A 17,941-nucleotide genomic window follows, 5' to 3' on the forward strand; every position below is an offset into this window, starting at 1 on the left:
GTTGATGGTCGATCTCACTGCGATCGGACTCCAGATCGGGGTAGTGCTCATCGGCGCGCCCGTTCTGGTCGGATTCATGCGTCAGGTCACCGCCCGGCTACAGGGCCGGGCCGGTGCCGGGGTGCTCCAACCCTGGCGTGATCTGCGCAAACAGATGGGTAAGGAGTCGATCACTCCCGACGGGAGCAGCGCTGTCTTCAGCATTGCTCCGCTGGTCGCGTTCTCGGCCGTGTTCGTGATCGCTGCCGTCTCGCCGTTCCTCACCACCCGGTCCCGCACGGACGGCGTGGCCGATCTGTTTGCGATTGTGGGCCTGCTGTTGTTGGGCACGGTAGCGCTCGCGCTCGGGGCCTTGGATACCGGAACGGCATTCGGCGGAATGGGTGCCAGCCGCGAAGTGATGGTCGCCGCACTCGCGGAGCCTGCCATCCTCGTCGCCGGATTCGCCTTGTCCACTCGGGTGAATTCCTCCAACCTGGCCGACATGGTCGAGGGGGTAGCGCTTGCCCCCGCAGACGCCGCGACACCGGCAAATCTGTTTGCCGCTGTGGCGATCGGCATCGTCGTACTCGCCGAATCCGGTCGATTACCGGTGGACAACCCATCGAGCCATCTGGAGTTGACGATGCTCCACGAGGCGATGGTGCTCGAGTACTCCGGCCCTCGGCTCGCTGTAGTGGAGTACGCGTCCGCTCTTCGTTTGACCACCCTGATCGGATTGTGGGTGAGCTTGTTCATCCCGTGGGGTATCGCCACGACGTCGACGCCGAGTGCACTGCTCGTCGCCGTGGCCGCATTCGTAATCAAAGTAGCGCTACTCGGTGGCACGATCGCCGTCGCAGAGGTATTCCTCGCGAAATGGCGACTGTTCCGCGTTCCCGAACTACTTGCCGTGTCGTTCCTGTTCGGCGCTCTGGCCGTGTCGACCGCCTTTTTTCTGGCTCGGTGACGGCGGCCATGAATTCGCCGATGTTCAACGAACTGCTCGACCTGGCATGCGGAGCGTTGTTGCTCACCGCAGCTGCGACGTTATGGCGCCACAACCTGGTGGCAATTGTGCGGCTCACGGCGGCGCAGGCGATCGCGCTGGCCGCAGTTGCGGTACTGGTCGCGACACCCGACATGAACGGTGCCCTGTACGGGTTGGCCGCGGTCATCGTGGCGATCAACGCCATCCTGCTTCCCGCGGCGCTGCGGCGTCGGGTGCTCGTACGATCGGCGGTGTCGCCGCTGTTCAACGTTGCCGCCTCGATGCTCGTCGTGGTGCTGTTGACACTCTTGTCCTATGCGGTCAGTCGTCCGATGATCAGAACGGCCCCGGCGGAGACAGCGACGGTGATTCCCCTCGCCCTGGCCGTGGTGTTCATTGGATTTTTCGCTGTGATCACCCGCCGACCGGCCATTTCTCAAACCCTGGGGTTTCTCGCCCTCGTCCACGGGACCGTTGCCACGGCTCTGCTGGTCACCGCCAGCGCCGGTATCGCGACGATGACGCTGAGCCTGGACCTGCTGGTGTGGGTCTGGCTGCGCACCATCGATCGTCGGGCCGAATTCGACGGCGACGCCGATCCGGACACGCTGCGGCAGCTACATGACTGATGGAGACCCGTCCAACATGATGAGTGAGGAGGTGGCAGTACTGGCTGAGTACGGCCTCGCGGCCCACGAGCGGGTGCCGCTGGACCCAATCACAGCGTCGTCACTGCTGTGGCTGCCGATTCTCGTTCCGATGCTCGCGGCATGCGTCATCCTGGTCGGGAGGCATCGAGGCCTCGGTTGGTCGACAGTCGGGGCGAGCGTGATGATCACGCTGACCGGCGTGGTTGCCGCGGTGGTCACCTCCGACGGCTCTACGCTGACCACCGGACCACTACGCGCGGACGCTCTCACCGCAGTGATGCTCCTCATCATCGGTGCCGCGGCCATCGTGGCCACCTGGTCGGGGATGATCGACAACCCTGCCGCGCACCAGGAGTCGAACCAGGGTCGCCAACGGCATGTGCATATGTGCCGTGCGGGGGTACCGCTGCTGTTGGCGTCGGCATCTGCAGCGGTACTTGCCGGCAATCTCGGGTTGCTCTGGATGGCACTGCTCGCGATGACCGTGGCCACCACATTTCTGATCGGTTCGGCTGGCACCCGCACTGCATGGGAAGCGCAATGGAAATACTTGGTTCTCGTCTCCATCGGCCTCGCATTGGCCGGGCTGGGGACAGTCATGGTCTATCTCGCCGCTGCGGCGGTGTCGACGGGAGCGCATCGATCGTTGGAGTGGGTTTTTCTCGCCTCCCGTACCGCCCAGTTGGACCCGGGGGTGGTGCGAATGGCGACGCCGTTGTTGCTGATCGGCTTCGGAGCGGCGGCTGGGCTGGTTCCCTTGCACAGCTGGCTGCCCGATGCTCAGAGTCGAGCACCGGGGCCGGTCGCGGCATTGATATCGGGGTGCTACTTGCCGGTGGCGATGTACGCGCTGCTCCGCTGGAACCGTGTCGTCGCAACGGATTCGACTACCGGGTTCCTGCGTGTTCTGCTCCTCGTGGTCGCGGTGGGATCGCTGGTGTTCGCGGTGTCGATGGTGATCGCGCAGCGAGACTATCTGCGACTGTTGGCCTATACGAGCATGCAGTACATGGCGTTGGCGGTGTTCGGGCTCGCCATCGGTACCCCGCTCGCAGTGGCCGCGGTACTGCTGCATCTTTTCGGTCATGGACTCGCTAAAGCTGTTCTGTTCTGTGGGGCCGGCCAGCTCGCTGCTCCCGGCGGCAGTACCTCCTTCGAGGATCTGCATGGAGTTCTTCGCAGGAACCCCGCCGCTGCCGGGATATCGGCGCTCGCTCTTGCCGCTCTGCTCGGCTTCCCTCCCTTCAGCCCGTTCGCCAGTCTCCACGCACTGCTCGACGCCGGCATCAGTTCCGGACTCGCAGTGATCACGGTGGTTGTCGCCACCACAGTGGTGATCTTGTTCATCTCCGTCGCCGCGAAGCTGATCCCGATGTTCTTCGGTGTCGCCGGCCAACCGGGTGACCAGCCACCAGCCATGCTCGGTCGGGCGCAGAACGCGCCGTTGGTGCTGGGTCTGACGGGAATGGCCCTGCTCGGGATTTTCTCGTTTCCCCTGCACGATCTGCTGATGACTGCGGGAGAGCTGGTGGTCGAGCGATGACCGACTACACACCGGAGGTCGAAACGGACATGCTCACTGATCGAGACTCCCGCGCGGTCACTCACGAGGAACTAGAGCCGGTGTCGAATACGCTGTTGCAGCAAGGTTTCCGGCTTGCCCTCATAGCAGCACACGAAGAAGCGGACGAGTTCCGGATCGTGTACCTGTTCACCGCAGGACCCCCGGACCGGCGATTCGAGCTGGTGCTGCGAACCGGTACGAGATCCCCCGCCATTCCCACCCTCGCCGCATCATCGTTTCCTGCTGGCCGATTCGAACGCGAAATGCGAGACCTGTACGGCATCACGCCAGAGCATCATCCGCTCCCCCGTCGGCTCGTTCGGCATCAGCACTGGCCGCAAGGCTGGTACCCGATGCGTAGCGATGCCGGTCCACCACCGGCTTTCGCTTCGGTGGGCGAGCCCTATCCTTTCGTCACCGTGGCGGGGCCGGGCGTGTACGAGATCCCCGTGGGCCCCGTACACGCCGGGCTCATCGAACCCGGCCACTTCCGGTTCTCCGTGGTGGGTGAAACCATCCTCAAACTCAAGGTGCGTTTGTGGTTCACGCACAAGGGGATCGAGAAGCTCGCCGAGGGCAGAACTCTCGACGAGGGGCTCCCCCTCGCGGAGCGCATCTCCGGTGACACTGCAGTCGGGCACAGCCTCGCGTACTGCCTCGCGGTCGAGGATGCGATGCAATACCAGGTTCCGCTACCTGCAGCGATCCTGCGTGCGATTCTGCTCGAGGTCGAACGTATCTACAACCATGTCGGCACTCTCGGCGGCCTCTGCAACGATGTCGGATTTGCGATCGCGCATTCTCACGCGATGCGAGTGCGGGAACAGCTTCTCCGGCTGAACGCCGACATGACCGGCCACCGGCTGATGCGCGGTGCCATATTCCCCGGCGGCGCGCAGGTACGCACACTTCCTGATCTCGCACACCTGTCAGCGATCGCAGCAGATGTGATCGCGTTCACCGACATGGCCCTGCGGAACAGTATCGTGCGTGACAGATTCATCGGAACCGCGATCCTGCCCGGTCAGTCAGCGCATGACCTCGGCGCACTGGGTCCTGTTTCGCGGGCATCCGGGGACGACGTCGACGCCCGCCGCAGCCACCCGTTTCTACTCGATACGGCCGGTGTCGCGGCCGCAACCGAGACCGCCGGAGACGTGATGGCTCGATTCATGGTGCGGACCGAGGAGATCAGCCACTCGATCGACCTGCTGAATCGGCTGATTCCGCAGGCATCACCCGGCCTGTTCTTCGGTCCCCACTCACCTGCCCGCGATCCCGTATCGGGTGTCGGGCTGGTGGAGGGCTGGCGCGGCACCATCGCCCATCGGGTCGAAATCAGCAATGGCATCGTGACGCGCCTGAAAATCGTCGATCCCTCGTTCATGACCTGGCCCGCTCTGCCGGTGGCTCTCGCGGCGACGATCGTGCCCGATTTTCCGTTGACCAACAAAAGCTTCGATCTGTCCTACGCAGGAAACGATCTGTGACCGAGGTCGTGAAGGAAGCGTTGATCATCGAGCCGGATCTCAGCGCCACCCCGTCCTGTGGGCACACTGCGCTCTGCCTCGATCGGTTCGATTCGCGGATCCGATTCGGGGATGTTCGACCGGGCAGATCGTCTCCGACCAACCGGATGCACCTGTGCTCGGCTGCCGGGGCTCGATCGGCCGTCTGACGCGTCATCTCCCCGATACGCCTGAATGCCAGATCGGCGCTAGCGGGGGGCTCGGTAGCGGGCGGTGTAGCGGGCTTCGTCGTCGATCTTGTGTTGCTTGTCGGCGGTCAGCAGTGCAGGGTCGAGCCCGTGGCTGACGAGCCGATGTCGTTGGTAGATCGGCTTCAGAGCAATCATGAAATAGATGAACGGCAGAAGCAGAATCAGCACCATGCCCACTCGAATCACCAGCGGTCCGGGCACGAAGATGCATCCGACCAACAACGGCAGAAGCGGCACGATGAACCGTGTGGCATAACGGCGTGTCGCACCGGGACCGGTGATGTCATGAATCACCCAGTCTTCGTACTGCGCGGGAAGCTGGCCGAAGAAAACGTATCCAGCAATCTCTCGGGCGGTGGGCTGCGGCGCAGTTCTCACCGGACCGGGCTTCATATCGAATCGCCGCGTCGCTGGTGGCTGGATCGTTCCGGCGCGTTTACGAGACCATGAGGGTAGCCGGACAGTCGAGTCTTGAGCCAGTTGAGTTCCTTCCGGAGGGCGTCGGGGAGTTTGTTGCCACCGATCCTCGCGAACCAATGGTCGATGAGGGCTACTTCGGCGAGCAATTCTTCTGTCCGTACATCCAGCGCGGTGTCGAGGTGCGCCCGGTCCAATTCGAGCCCCGTCAGGTTCAGCGAGTCGGGGGTGGCAACGTATCCCAGTGGCGACACTGTCGCATCGGCTTCTCCGTCGATACGACGTAACGCCCAGTCGATGACTCGTAGGTTCTCACCGAACCCCGGCCACAGGAAGGCTCCGTCATCCCCGCGTCGAAACCAGTTGACGTAGAAGATCTTCGGCAGAGCCCCCGGTGAAGGTGCGTTCGCTCCGATGTCGAGCCAGTGCTGAAAATAGTCTCCGACGTGGTAGCCGATGAACGGCAACATTGCCATGGGGTCACGCCGGGCCACCCCCACCGTTCCTGTCGATGCTGCAGTGGTTTCCGAGGACAGTACCGAGGCGAGAAAGACACCGTGTTGCCAATCGAACGCCTCGGTGACCAACGGGATGGTCGACGCTCGACGGCCACCGAAGAAGATGGCCGAGATCGGGACACCACGCGGGTCGTCCCATTCCGCGGCGGCGGTGGGGCATTGCGCGATCGGGGTGCAATAGCGCGAGTTGGGGTGCGCCGCCGAAGTTTCCGAGCGCGGTGTCCAATCGTTTCCGCGCCAGTCGATCACGTGTTCCGGTGGGGTGTCGGTCATCCCTTCCCACCACACTCCGTCGTCGTCGGTGAGTGCGACGTTGGTGAAGATGGTGTTTCCACGTTCGATGGTGCGCATGGCGTTGGGGTTCGTGTGCCACCCTGTACCTGGTGCAACACCGAAAAAGCCTGCTTCGGGGTTGGTGGCGTAGAGCCGTCCGTCGTCGCCGAAGCGCATCCAAGCGATGTCGTCGCCGATCGTTTCCGCGGTCCAGCCGTCGAGCGTCGGTTCGAGCATCGCGAGGTTGGTCTTGCCGCACGATGAGGGGAACGCTGCGGCGATGTATCGGACGTCATTGTCCGGTGAGGTGAGTTTGAGGATGAGCATGTGCTCGGCCAGCCAGCCTTCGTCTCGGGCCATCGTGGAGGCGATGCGGAGCGAAAACGATTTCTTGCCCAGCAGTGCGTTGCCGCCGTATCCGGATCCGTAACTCCAGATGGTCCGGGTCTGCGGGAAATGGCTGATGTACTTGGTGTGATCACACGGCCACGGCACATCCTGCTGACCCGGAGCAAGCGGTGCACCGACGGAATGTAGTCCTTTGACGAACGACGCATCGTCACCCATGCGTTCCCACACCGGTGCACCGGTGCGGGTCATCACTGACATCGACACCGCAACGTATTCGGAATCGGTGATCTCGACGCCGAACTTCGGATCGGTGGATGCGAGAGGACCCATGCAGTACCCGACGATGTACATCGTCCGGCCCGACATCGCGCCGCGAAACTCCTCGGTCAACACCGTCGTCATGTCGACGGGATCCATCCAATTGTTCGTCGGCCCCGCGTCGGATTCGCGTTCCGAGCAGATGAAGGTGCGGTCTTCGACGCGGGCCACGTCCTCGGGATCGGAGATGCATCGGAACGAGTTTTTCGGTTCACTCAATTCGACGAATGTCCCCTTGTTCACCAGGATCGATGTCAGGTGCTCCCACTCGCCGGTCGAGCCGTCGCACCACACGATTCGGTCTGGAGTGGTGAGCTCGGCGATCTCACCGACCCAGTGCAGCAACTCGGCGTGGGCGGTCGGGGCGACACCGAGATCGACGCTGATCGATGCGGGCATGGTGTGGTGCTCCTTCGAATGGACGGTGGTGATCGTTGGTTCCAGCTCGGTCGCCTCTTCCCGCACGCTGTGGTGCCTCATCCGGCGAACGAGGGCGTGTGGGAATCGAGCGCCCTGTCGACGTAACGGCTCACTGCGGCGGTCAGGAGCGACTCGGCCGAATCGGGCAAGAGGCGGCCGGCGGGAGTCAACAGCACCAGCGCCTGCACACTCGACGCCATAATCGGCACACCGAAGCGATGTTTCGCGTGCCGAGAGAGGGACTCGAGCAGACCTGGCAAGGCCAGGGACGCGTCCACAACGGGGTCGGAACCGATCCCCACGGTGCGCTCGGACTCCCCGTCCACGAGAGCCAACGACGACAGATCGACGAGCAGGTCGTTGTGTGCGATCAGTCGTTGCAGCGAAAAGTCCTGCGCATCATGCTGATTCCAGCTAGTGATACTGCCGACTCCGCATTCGGCCAATAGTGGGCCCAACGACGGTGCCCGTTCCGGGTGAGCGATGACCACTCGCCCCCGGCGACCGATGACACCCTGCCGGGCCAGGGCCGACATCACCGATGCAGCCAAAGCTATCGTCGTGAGATCGATCTCGGTCACGACGACCGGACCTCCGCGGTCTGCTACACGACGAACCAGCGCGGCACAGTTCTGCGGGCTCATTCCCACCACCAACACGATCCCTATGTCGTTGCCGAGACTGCATATTCGGTCGACCACCGCGGGTTCGGTGCAATCGATCAACGGAAGACGCGACACACGGAGCGATGTGCGCTCCTGCAGACACCGGGCGTAGTCCTCCATGGCATTCCAGACCTCACCGGCTACCCGACCTCGCGGGGATCGCCGTGAGCTGTGGGTGACACCTACCACCGCAACTCGACGAGACGTACTCGATGTGGGGATGTCGCCGCGATCGGTGCGACTGTTCACAGCTCTTTGCCTCCGACCGGCTGACGTCACTGAATGGACCATTACATCGATAATGTACGTACTTACGCAATTTTGCAAGTAGGTTGGTCGATGTAGCGGGGCTCGTCACCGTGAGCGCTCGCCGAGAGGCATTTCCCGGAGCAACAAGGAAGGGGCGAGATCGCTCGAATGAGAGCCGGACAGACATCGACGCAATCGGCTGCAGCGGCCGTGCAAGTCGGGCTGGTTCAGGCTGTCGGGATCTTTCTGCTCCTCGAGCAGTACAGCCGAGACAGAGGGGCGACGCCGTCGAACACTGAAGCACCGTACGAATCGGCGTTGAACTTCGTGCTGTTCGCATCGATTTGTGCGTCCGGTTTCGCATGCGGGGTCGTCGTCGCAGCGCTGCTGCAGGCTCGATCCCGACGCCACCAGCAGGACACTGCGAGGCCGCTCGCCCTCTCATCCGGTGCACTGTTCGTCGCGGCATGCCTCGCCACCTTCACAATGGCGCCGTCGGCCACTGCGTTTGCAGCTGCAATTGCTGTCGGCGCCGGCTGTGCCGCACTCGATGTATTCGAAGTCGCTGTACGAACGGTCATGAATCTGGCCGAACGAACGCCAGCCGATACCGGAAACGGTGCTGCCGCTCTGGCGTTCTACGCAACGGGGTTCACAGTGGCGGTAGCGAGCTTCGTCTGCATCGGCACCGACATGACATGGGTTGCGGCAGCAGGCGTAATTGCCCTCACGATTCTCGCGACCGGCGGTGACGCAATGAGGAATTGATTGCCACCGAATCGACTCGGATACGCCGGCAACATTGTTGGGCCGAGGCCGCGAACGGTACAACGACTCACCCCGCCAGTGCACCAGCGATAAGGAACAACCTCGAACATGAATGCCAACACCCCGCCCGGCCAGCGACGACCAATGCCCCGAACAGGTCGAGTTCTCGAGGCCAGAGAGGTCGTGGTCACCGCGATGGCCGCCACGACGTCTCTTGCCGGCACTCTCGACGACACATGGACGTCTCTGCTCGCAGGCAAGAGCGGAATCGGCCATCTCGATGCAGAGTTCCTGGCACAGCACGACCTCCCCGTCCGAATCGGCGGCCGACTGAAAGTAGACCCCGGAACACTTCTCGAACGGGTGGAACGTCGACGAATGTCGTTCGGTGAACAACTCGCAGCCACCCTGGGCCGCCGGGTGTGGTCCGATGCCGGTTCGCCCTCTGTCGATCCGAACCGGCTGGCGGTTTCCATCGGAACAGGGTTGGGAAGCGGCACGGGCCATCACACGAGCTATCGAGGTCGCAGGGTTGAGCCCCCAGGATGTGCAGCACGTCAATGCCCACGCGACATCGACCGGCATCGGCGACCTGTCCGAAGCATGCGCAATCGACAGTGCACTCGGCGATCACGCGGCCGTCTACGCACCCAAGTCGGCGCTGGGTCACTCGGTCGGTGCAGCAGGCGCGATCGTCATGAACTTCTGCCGAGTCAGATTCTTGCTAAGATAAGAAAGTATCTGCTTTCCGATCGCTGCACCGTCCGAAGTTGGGAAGGCAGCAAATATATACAGCGTTGAGGGAATCGGCAGCATCACCGATCACAAAGTGCAGGAGAACGATGTGGCTCTCAACTCGCGTCAACCGCTTTATCAGATGAAGGCCGACTTCTTCAAGACTCTGGGTCATCCCGCACGAATCCGTGTACTCGAACTACTGAGCGCGCGCGAATACGCGGTCTCGGAGATGCTGCCCGAAGTCGGGATCGAGCCGGCCAATCTTTCCCAGCAGTTGTCGATCCTCAAACGAGCCGGTCTGGTCACCGCTCGCCGCGAGGGCCTGTCCGTGTCGTATGCCCTCACTTCTCCGCACATCGCGGAACTCCTGGCGATAGCACGATCGATCTTGACCACAGTCGTCGCTGGTCAGGCCGAGATGTTGGAAGAAACCATGCACATGGAGCCTTTGGTGAGCGAGGCACCTCGGTAGGACGCCGTCAATCCTCGTCTCCCTTTGCTCGACTACGCCATCTCAGAGGGACCCAACATCGCTCTTTCGTTATGCGGTACCGACAGTGCAAGGCAGGAACGCTTGGTGTGCACCTCCCAGCCCGGATGTGCACACCAGGCGTATGTTGCTATGTTAGCAGTTGCGTATTTTGGCAATTAATCAATACAGCGCTCCATTGACAATCAACCTCCGCAAGGCCACACAGCACAAAACCCCGACTCCCCTCGGGCGCCTACAGTGGAGGCATGTACATACCCAGCAGTCTTCGATGCCACGACACGGGCGCAGGCACTTTGTGCGCGCAACGTGTCAACCACCGGTTCGGAGATGCTACGGATCTCCCGGACTCCACCTGGGTGTTCTATGAGTGCAGCGCCGATGCTCAGCACGTGACGGGATATGTCGATCGCCCAGTGACCGATTGATTCGTGTTCGTCGAACGCGCCTACGTCCGACCCGAAAACCTCACCGCGGACTGGCCTTTCACCGTGCCGGCGGTACGGCAACTCGCCCTCGAGGGTATAGAGTTCGACACCCCGGTGACCATTCTCGTCGGCGACAACGGCTCGGGTAAGTCGACGATCGTCGAGGCGGTCGCCGAGGGTTTTCAGCTCGACTCCCGTGGCGGCAGAGCGTCACGCCCGCCGCGGTCGGAGACGATATCGACACTGCTAGGCGAGGCGATCGAGTTGGAGACCACCCCGCGTGGGGCTCGAATGCTTCGTGGGCCGAGGCTGCAGAAGAAGGGATTCTTCCTCCGCGCCGAAACGGCGTTCGAGATGACCGAAAATCTCGGAGGTGTACCGGGTTATTGGGAAGAGGACACCGCGTCGATGAGCCACGGCGAAGGCTTCCTCGCGGTCTTTCGAGCCATGTTCCAAGACCCCGGCTTCTATGTACTGGACGAACCGGAGTCCGCATTGTCGTTCACCGCCTGCCTGCACCTGGTGGCGCTGATGGACGAACTCGCCGAGTCCGGTTCACAGGTCGTGTGTGCGACGCACTCCCCCATCCTCGCCTCGCTCCCCGGCGCAGACATCATCGAGGTCGGCGACCACGGACTACGCAGAACCACGTGGGATCGACTCGAGATCGTCGCGCACTGGCGCCGCTATCTCGACGATCCCGGATCGTATCTGCGCCACCTGCTCGATTGACTCCCGCGACCGAGTGTCACGACATCGCCGAGGCATCGACGCGCGTGCGCACACTGCCAGGTGAAACACCGAGTAGTCGCTTGAACGCGCGCGCGAATGCGGCCTCGGACAGGTAGCCACTCCGCTTTGCGATGTCCGCGACGGTCATGTCACCTGATCTGAGGAGTTCCTGGGCACTTCGCATCCGCCACTGGGCCAGATACCGCATCGGCGTCTGCCCGACCATCGCGGTGAACCGCGCCGAGAATGCCGAACGCGACATCGCAACCTCCGCGGCCAGCGAAGCCACGGTCCACGGGTTGTCCGGCTGGCGGTGGATCCGCGCCAAGGCGGGGCCGATGGCCGGATCCTGCAGTGCGCCCAACCATCCGACCTTTGCAGCGGGATCATGCTCGATCCACGACCGGAGCGCTTGAATGACGAGAATGTCCGACAGCCGCGTGATGACTGCTTCGCCTCCGGGGCGCAGATACTTGGCCTCCTCGGCGACGAGGCCAAGGGTGCTGTGCATCCAAGACAGATGCGGCGCGGGGGCGGATTCGACGACGATCAGCGAGGGCAGTGAGGAGATGAGTTGCGTCGCCGACGGGTGATCGAGCCGCACTGCTCCGCACATCAGCGTCGTCGATGGCCCGTCGCCGCCGTGTTCGAGCACCGCATAACGATCGGAAATGTAGTGATGGGGTAGGTCGTGGACCATCGGCGTCGAGCGTCCCGCCTCATTGTCGCTCAACAGGGTGTCGCTCGACACTGTATGGCCCAATCCGTGTGGCACCAGCGCGAATTCACCAGGGACGAGATATCTCGTCGCCGTGCCCTCCACCTCGATGCGACATCGTCCGCTGGTCACGACATGAAACCAGAGACAATCCTGCATCTCCGGCATCGCCAGTCCCCAAGGCTCCGACAACTCCGAGCGGCAGTAGAAGGCACCCGTCATTCGGAGAAAATGCAGAGCTTCACCGAGTGGGTCCTCGGACGCCCACGGGTCCTGTCCGCGCATGGTCCGAGCGTACGACAATCTGGACGAACAAGCATGAAACTGCGACCGATAGTCATAGATAGTCCTGATCATGGTTGAAATGCTGGACGCAGGACAACGAAAGGACAACATCGTGATCACCATCATCGGTGCCTCTGGGCACGTAGGTGGCAAGGTTGCACAGGAGCTCGTCGAGTCGGGTCACCGCGTGCGGGTCCTCGGGCGTGACGCCGGGGCGCTGGACCATCTCGTCGAACACGGCGCAGATGTACGCATCGGCGACATCGCAGACACCACGTGGCTCACCGCTGCACCCGAAGGAAGCGACGCCGTTTTCGCGATGGTCCCGAGCAACCCGTTCACCGGGCAGTACTCGGACGACCAGGACCGGCTCGGTGAATCCGTCTGTGCTGCACTGAAGAACAGTGAAGTACGCTCCGTAGCGTTGAGCAGTCTGGGTGCGGACCGCCCCGATGCGCCGGGAGTGATCGGCGCTCTACACCTAAGCACCTGGCGATCGCGACTTCGAGCTACGTCCAGTTGCCGTACGAGAACATGATCGAGCTGCTTACCGAGGTCGGGTTCTCGGTGGAATACGCCCGCCACTACGTGGACATGGCGCGGGCCTTCAACAGTCGCGAACTGACCGACCCCGTCCCTCGAACCGCCGTGAACACCACCTCGACCAGCTTCGAGCAGTTCGCGTCCTCGCTGCTCCTTCCCGTCGGCCCACCGTCGTGATCGACAGGGCCACCTCCGTCGCCACGACCGTCGCGGCGGTCGGTTGCGGATCGATCGCGGGCGTTCTGCTCGCGTTCTCGATCAGCGTGATGCCTGCGCTGAGTTCTCGCTCCGCACCGGATGCGATCACGACGATGCAGAGAATCAACGTCGCGATAGTTTCGCCTATGTTCCTGACGCTGTTCCTCGGCGCTGCGGTCGCCGCGTCGACTGCGGCGGTCGGCGCACTGATCTCGGCCAGTGGATCACCAGTACTGATCGTGGCAGGTGCACTGTTGTACGTGATCGGGTGTGTGCTGGTCACTGTCGCGATCAACGTTCCGCTCAACGATGCGCTCGCCGCCGTCGACCCGAGTAACCAAGCGGACGCAGACGTTTGGTCGAACTATCTTGTCCGCTGGACACGCTGGAACCACGCCAGAACGGGCGCGGCATTCGCGGCGTGCGTGCTGTTCACCATTGCGTCCTGATGTCAGTCCTCTGCCGTCGGCTCCTGGTGTCGAGCACGAATCTCCGCCTCGAAACGCTCGATGAGAAGGTCGGTCTCGGCGACGGATGCCTCGCTCGCACCCTCGTCCATCGACGCATCTCTACCCCGGCGTAGCGCCGCGAGTTCCGCTTCGAGTTCATGATTGTCGAGTACGCGTGGATTCAACATGGTTTCATTGTCCCGCCCCGCCTCGCACAACATGTACGAAATCAGTGAGAGTCTCGACCGATGACCACGGTGCACAGCTTCCCTCCGATCGCCGACGACTCGGCGCACACCCTCGTCCTCGGTTCGATGCCGGGAGTAGCGTCACTGCAGGCGGACGAGTACTACGCCCATCCGCGCAACGCCTTCTGGCCGATCATGGGTGTCCTGTTCGGCGCCGGCCTCTCCGTGCCCTACGCGAAGCGGACGGAGACGCTGCTACACCACGGGATCGCCGTGTGGGACGTGCTGAAGCTGTGCACCCGGGACGGAAGTCTGGATTCCGCGATCGTCGAATCGTCCATCGAGCCCAACGACTTTCCTGAGTTCCTCGACGCGCACCCAGCCATCGACCGCATCTTCTTCAACGGCGCCAAGGCCGAGAGCAGTTTCTCGAGGCACGTGGCGCCGCTTCGACAGACTTCCCTCACTCTCGTGCGTCTGCCGTCGACGAGCCCGGCGCACGCGTCGATGACGTTCGAACAGAAGCTGCAGGCGTGGCAGGCCGTCGCCGCGCAGTGATCGCGCACGAATAGCGGCTGCGACAACTCCGGCCAGCACTATGACGAATGCCAGGGGGTAGGCATTGCTGCACAGCAGCCCGATCACTCCCGGTTTCGGGAGCATGGACGTACCGATCACCGCGAAGCCCTCAGAGGCGGTCCAGTACCAGGCAATGAACGGGGCGATCACCACGACGGGCAGCACCCAGCGCCACCGCCACGACGCACGGCATGCCTGATCGAGAGCAAGAACGGTCAGGGGAACACACCACACCCAGTGATGCCCCCAGGAGAAGGGCGAGACCATCGGGGTTGTCAACCCGCACAGTGTCAGCGACAACAGGCGCGCGCCGCGGCGGTGCGCAAGAACAGCGGCCCACATGCCGAGGCAAGCGACCGCCAGCGAGCCGATCACCCACACCAGCAACGGCGGGGACCCGTCGGGCCACGCGCGCGCAAGCATGCCGCGCACAGACTGGTTCGCCGGTGACTGCAGCAGACCGATCCGGTCGGAGTTGAACAGCGCTGAGGTCCAGTACGACCATGCCTGCTCGAACAGCACCACGAACCCCAGGAGCACGGTGCCCGCGAACGTCGCGGCAGCGACGACGGCGGTGCGCCACTGCCGCAGGGCCACTACGTACACGATGAAGAACGCCGGGGTGAGCTTGAATCCTGCGGCCAGCCCTACCCCTACTCCCCTCAATCGGCTTCCCTCTGGACGACCGAGATCCCACAGCACCAGCACGAGAAGCAGCAGATTGATCTGACCGAGCCACAGAGTCATGCGCACCGGTTCGAGCCAGGACGCCGCAATCGCCAAGCAGATACTGACAACGTGGGTGTTGCCGCCTCGGTAGCCGAGCAACCGCCAGCTGAGCAAGACCGCAACGTACAGGAGCACGACGTTCACGACGTCGACCACGACGATCGTCGCCGCTACAGGCAGCAGCGCCAACCCGACGAACGCAAGCGCCGCAAACGGCGGATACGTGAACGGAAGGTTCGTATCGAACAGCGAGAACGTATAGAGGTCCTCACCACTCAGCACCGTGCTACCGCCGTGCCGGTAGACCACGGCGTCAACGCCATTGCCGAACAACCCGAAGTGCGTGAGAAAACCGAGAAAGTACAGATGAGCGACAAGCGCGAGAGCGGCAGCAGCGACAGCTGCTGCTGCCGCGCCGCGGCCGTGCCTCCTAGCCCCACCAACAGGAGCTGGGGCAATGACGCTCGTCATGCTTCGACACGCTACGACGATGCTGCGGAAATCACCGGCCGACACGAACCAGTCGTTCCGTTTCGAGACCTGATCGTTAGGGGCTCGCCGCTCAGGTGTTCTGAGCTACTGCTCCACCGGCTTGCCTGCCGTCTTCCTCGGGAAATGGCGGATGAGACCCTCCTGAACGACGGTCGCCAGCAACAGGCCGTCCATGGAGAAGAAACGCCCGGTCGCCAGCCCGCGTGAACCGGCCGCGACCGGGGACTCAGTTGCGTACAGCGCCCAATCGTCGAACCGAAACGGTCGGTGGAACCAGATGGAGTGATTGACCGTGGCCGCGACGATGCGGTCGAATCCCCACGACAGACCGTGGGTGGTGATGATGGAATCGAGCACCGTCGTATCCGAGGCGTAGCCCATCGTGGCGGCGTGAAAGATGGGGTCGTCGGGAAGAGCACCATCGGCCTTCATCCACACGCGGTTGTGATTGAGCCTCTCCCCTGTTCCCTGCAAGATCCAGGCGGGATCGTTGGCGTAGCGCATGTCGATCGGCTTGAGCGCATCGACGAACATCTGCAGCCGATCCTCGTACCCCACGAAGTGATCCCCGAGCGGCGGGAGGGCGTCGGGATACGGCACGTCCGGCACCTCGACGCTGTGCTCGAGCCCTTTGCCGAAATCCTGGAACGCGGCCAGCATCACGAACACCTCGTGACCGTCCTGGTACGCGGTGACCTGACGGTTCGCGAACGCACGACCGTCGCGATGCCTGGCGACGTGATACTCGATGGGCTTCTTGACATCGCCACCTCTGATGAAGTGAGCGTTGATCGCGTGTACGTCGCGGGTCGTCCCGGCGACGGTACGGCCAGCGGCGATGAGCGCCTGCGCCACCAACTGACCGCCGAAGGTGCGACTGCCGACCTGTCGAGGATGTACCCCCAGGAACGTGTCCTCGCCGGTCTCCTCGAGTTCGAGCAATCCGAGAAGTGTCTGCAGATCCGTTTTCACCTCGGCACCGCCCAACCGTGGCGTCTCGCTCGGGACTGTGGCAGCCCCTGTTCCCCCCGCATCGCTCACTTACCGGTCCTCTTCCCCTATTCGGTGCACGTGGATCAAGTTGGTCGAGCCTACTGTGCCGGGAGGCGCTCCGGCCACGATCACGACCTGATCGCCCTTGCTGTATCGACCGAGCTGCAACAGCGCCTTGTCCACCTCGAGCACCATCGCATCGGTGGTGGCCACCTCGGGCACGAGGAAGGTCTCGGTTCCCCAGCTCAACGCGAGCTGCGAACGCACCTCGGGGATGGAGGTGAAGGCGAGAAGTGGCAGCGATGTGTGCAGTCGGGCGAGCCTTCGTACGGTGTCACCGGACGACGTGAAGGCGACGAGAGCCTTCGCGTTCAAACGCTCGCCGATATCGCGCGCGGCGTAGGAGATGACGCCTCGCTTGGTGCGCGGGACATGAGGGAGAGGAGGGACCCTGTCGCCCTCGGTCTCGACGGTCTCGACGATGCGGGCCATCGTTCGAACCGTTTCCATGACGTACTTGCCCACGGAGGTCTCGCCGGACAACATGACCGCGTCGGTGCCGTCGAGCACGGCGTTCGCGACGTCGGATGCTTCGGCTCTGGTGGGACGGGAGTTCTCGATCATCGATTCGAGCATCTGGGTCGCGACGATGACCGGCTTGGCGTTGGCGCGCGCAATCTGAATGGCACGCTTCTGCACCAGGGGCACCTGTTCGAGCGGCAGCTCCACGCCGAGATCACCGCGGGCAACCATGACCGCGTCGAAGGCCAGCACGATCGCCTCGAGGTTGTCGACGGCTTCCGGCTTCTCGAGCTTGGCGATGACCGGAACCCGGCGCCCCACACGGTCCATGATGGCGTGCACGAGCTCGATGTCGGCCGGTGAGCGAACGAAGGACAGTGCGATGAAGTCGACTCCGAGCGCGAGTGCGAACTCGAGGTCGGCGATGTCCTTTCCGGACATCGCCGGGACGGAGACATTCATCCCGGGCAGGGACAGACCCTTGTTGTTGCTGACCGGACCACCCTCGGTGACGCGGCACACCACGTCGTTTCCTTCGACGCCGGTAACGACGAGGCCGACCTTGCCGTCGTCTACGAGGAGACGGTCGCCTTCGCTGGCGTCCTGAGCAAGCTCCTTGTACGTGGTGGAGACACGGTCGTGAGTGCCCTCGCATTCGTCGACGGTGATGCGCACCGACTCGCCGGTGGCCCAATTGGTCTTGCCCTCGGCGAATCGTCCGAGGCGAATCTTCGGTCCCTGAAGGTCGGCAAGAATGCCAACGGCTTTGCCGGTGGCATTCGATGCTTCGCGGACTCTTTCGTAGTTCGCCTGGTGATCCGGGTGGTCACCATGGCTGAAGTTCAATCTGGCGACATCCATGCCACTCTCGACGAGTTCGCGGATGCGCTCACTGGTGGCGGTCGCAGGTCCAAGGGTGCAAACGATCTTAGTACGTCGGCTCACGGACACGAGCGTAGCCGGTACCCCGCTGC

19 protein-coding genes and 2 pseudogenes are annotated in these 17,941 nt (G+C 63.1%); 13 read left to right on the forward strand and 8 right to left on the reverse strand.

Going from position 1 to position 17,941, the window contains the following annotated elements; all coding sequences use genetic code 11:
* The first annotated feature begins 4 nt into the window (after window positions 1–4).
* From KVY23_RS07645 to KVY23_RS07665, 5 genes are read left to right on the forward strand one after another with little or no spacing between them, the layout of a single operon-like run.
* On the forward strand, window positions 5–949 hold the full coding sequence (locus KVY23_RS07645) for a respiratory chain complex I subunit 1 family protein (protein WP_230556069.1): 945 nt from the start codon (window positions 5–7) through the stop codon (window positions 947–949).
* Window positions 950–957: 8 nt separating this feature from the next.
* Complete coding sequence (locus tag KVY23_RS07650) at window positions 958–1,599, forward strand: hypothetical protein (RefSeq protein ID WP_230555948.1); 642 nt, start codon at window positions 958–960, stop codon at window positions 1,597–1,599.
* Window positions 1,592–3,163 (forward strand): proton-conducting transporter membrane subunit, encoded by a 1,572-nt coding sequence (locus KVY23_RS07655; protein ID WP_230555949.1) that lies wholly within the window; start codon window positions 1,592–1,594, stop codon window positions 3,161–3,163. The genes KVY23_RS07650 and KVY23_RS07655 overlap by 8 nt, the downstream gene beginning before the upstream one ends.
* A complete protein-coding gene (locus tag KVY23_RS07660; RefSeq protein ID WP_230555950.1) occupies window positions 3,160–4,674 on the forward strand; it encodes an NADH-quinone oxidoreductase subunit C in 1,515 nt (504 codons plus the stop codon). Before KVY23_RS07655 ends, KVY23_RS07660 begins: the two co-directional genes overlap by 4 nt.
* Window positions 4,671–4,862 (forward strand): hypothetical protein, encoded by a 192-nt coding sequence (locus KVY23_RS07665; protein WP_230555951.1) that lies wholly within the window; start codon window positions 4,671–4,673, stop codon window positions 4,860–4,862. The genes KVY23_RS07660 and KVY23_RS07665 overlap by 4 nt, the downstream gene beginning before the upstream one ends.
* Before the next feature lie 39 nt (window positions 4,863–4,901).
* On the opposite strand, the gene KVY23_RS07670 is transcribed toward KVY23_RS07665, so the two are convergent.
* The 3 genes from KVY23_RS07670 to KVY23_RS07680 all read right to left on the reverse strand — a co-directional run bounded on the left by KVY23_RS07670 (window position 4,902) and on the right by KVY23_RS07680 (window position 8,115).
* On the reverse strand, window positions 4,902–5,297 hold the full coding sequence (locus KVY23_RS07670) for a DUF5313 family protein (RefSeq protein WP_230555952.1): 396 nt from the start codon (window positions 5,295–5,297) through the stop codon (window positions 4,902–4,904).
* The gene (locus KVY23_RS07675; RefSeq protein WP_230555953.1) at window positions 5,294–7,180 is read right to left on the reverse strand and encodes a phosphoenolpyruvate carboxykinase (GTP); all 1,887 of its coding nucleotides are present in this window, start codon (window positions 7,178–7,180) and stop codon (window positions 5,294–5,296) included. The genes KVY23_RS07670 and KVY23_RS07675 overlap by 4 nt, the downstream gene beginning before the upstream one ends.
* Window positions 7,181–7,257: 77 nt before the next feature.
* Entirely contained in the window at window positions 7,258–8,115 is an 858-nt protein-coding gene (locus tag KVY23_RS07680; protein WP_139318273.1) for a hypothetical protein, read from the reverse strand.
* 168 nt (window positions 8,116–8,283) lie between these two features.
* Here KVY23_RS07680 and KVY23_RS07685 point away from each other — a divergent pair, with 168 nt between their 5' ends.
* The 4 genes and pseudogenes from KVY23_RS07685 to KVY23_RS07700 all read left to right on the forward strand — a co-directional run bounded on the left by KVY23_RS07685 (window position 8,284) and on the right by KVY23_RS07700 (window position 11,271).
* Complete coding sequence (locus KVY23_RS07685) at window positions 8,284–8,883, forward strand: hypothetical protein (protein WP_230555954.1); 600 nt, start codon at window positions 8,284–8,286, stop codon at window positions 8,881–8,883.
* A gap of 144 nt (window positions 8,884–9,027) precedes the next feature.
* A pseudogene (locus KVY23_RS07690) lies at window positions 9,028–9,577 on the forward strand (beta-ketoacyl synthase N-terminal-like domain-containing protein); the annotation flags it as partial.
* A gap of 183 nt (window positions 9,578–9,760) precedes the next feature.
* A complete protein-coding gene (locus KVY23_RS07695; protein WP_075840710.1) occupies window positions 9,761–10,093 on the forward strand; it encodes a helix-turn-helix transcriptional regulator in 333 nt (110 codons plus the stop codon).
* 449 nt (window positions 10,094–10,542) lie between these two features.
* Window positions 10,543–11,271 (forward strand): AAA family ATPase, encoded by a 729-nt coding sequence (locus tag KVY23_RS07700; protein WP_230555955.1) that lies wholly within the window; start codon window positions 10,543–10,545, stop codon window positions 11,269–11,271.
* Between the two features lie 16 nt (window positions 11,272–11,287).
* On the opposite strand, the gene KVY23_RS07705 is transcribed toward KVY23_RS07700, so the two are convergent.
* Window positions 11,288–12,274: an AraC family transcriptional regulator gene (locus KVY23_RS07705; protein WP_230555956.1), complete on the reverse strand. Its 987-nt coding sequence runs from the start codon at window positions 12,272–12,274 to the stop codon at window positions 11,288–11,290.
* A gap of 70 nt (window positions 12,275–12,344) precedes the next feature.
* On the opposite strand from KVY23_RS07705, the gene KVY23_RS07710 reads away from it, so the two are divergent.
* Genes KVY23_RS07710 through KVY23_RS07720 form a run of 3 tightly spaced genes read left to right on the forward strand, consistent with a single transcriptional unit; the run spans window position 12,345 to window position 13,464 of the window.
* The gene (locus tag KVY23_RS07710) at window positions 12,345–12,812 is read left to right on the forward strand and encodes an SDR family oxidoreductase (protein WP_230555957.1); all 468 of its coding nucleotides are present in this window, start codon (window positions 12,345–12,347) and stop codon (window positions 12,810–12,812) included.
* On the forward strand, window positions 12,809–12,994 hold the full coding sequence (locus KVY23_RS07715) for a hypothetical protein (protein ID WP_230555958.1): 186 nt from the start codon (window positions 12,809–12,811) through the stop codon (window positions 12,992–12,994). The genes KVY23_RS07710 and KVY23_RS07715 overlap by 4 nt, the downstream gene beginning before the upstream one ends.
* Entirely contained in the window at window positions 12,991–13,464 is a 474-nt protein-coding gene (locus tag KVY23_RS07720; RefSeq protein ID WP_230555959.1) for a DUF1772 domain-containing protein, read from the forward strand. Before KVY23_RS07715 ends, KVY23_RS07720 begins: the two co-directional genes overlap by 4 nt.
* A 2-nt stretch (window positions 13,465–13,466) precedes the next feature.
* Here KVY23_RS07720 and KVY23_RS07725 read toward each other — a convergent pair whose 3' ends face one another.
* Window positions 13,467–13,652 (reverse strand): hypothetical protein, encoded by a 186-nt coding sequence (locus KVY23_RS07725; protein WP_139318270.1) that lies wholly within the window; start codon window positions 13,650–13,652, stop codon window positions 13,467–13,469.
* 126 nt (window positions 13,653–13,778) lie between these two features.
* Between KVY23_RS07725 and KVY23_RS07730 the strand changes: the two genes are divergently transcribed.
* Window positions 13,779–14,210, forward strand: coding sequence for a DNA-deoxyinosine glycosylase (locus KVY23_RS07730; RefSeq protein ID WP_308070567.1), 432 nt, complete (start codon window positions 13,779–13,781; stop codon window positions 14,208–14,210).
* A 288-nt stretch (window positions 14,211–14,498) separates the two neighbouring features.
* Here the strand turns inward: KVY23_RS07730 and KVY23_RS07735 are convergent.
* The 3 genes and pseudogenes from KVY23_RS07735 to pyk all read right to left on the reverse strand — a co-directional run.
* A pseudogene (locus KVY23_RS07735) lies at window positions 14,499–15,431 on the reverse strand (glycosyltransferase 87 family protein); the annotation flags it as partial.
* 105 nt (window positions 15,432–15,536) lie between these two features.
* Entirely contained in the window at window positions 15,537–16,439 is a 903-nt protein-coding gene (locus KVY23_RS07740) for an acyl-CoA thioesterase II (RefSeq protein WP_206511513.1), read from the reverse strand.
* 54 nt (window positions 16,440–16,493) lie between these two features.
* Entirely contained in the window at window positions 16,494–17,912 is a 1,419-nt protein-coding gene (pyk, locus tag KVY23_RS07745) for a pyruvate kinase (RefSeq protein ID WP_230555961.1), read from the reverse strand.
* Between the last annotated feature and the right edge of the window lie 29 nt (window positions 17,913–17,941).

It is taken from the genome of Rhodococcus sp. I2R (assembly GCF_020889545.1).
Lineage (GTDB): Bacteria > Actinomycetota > Actinomycetes > Mycobacteriales > Mycobacteriaceae > Rhodococcoides.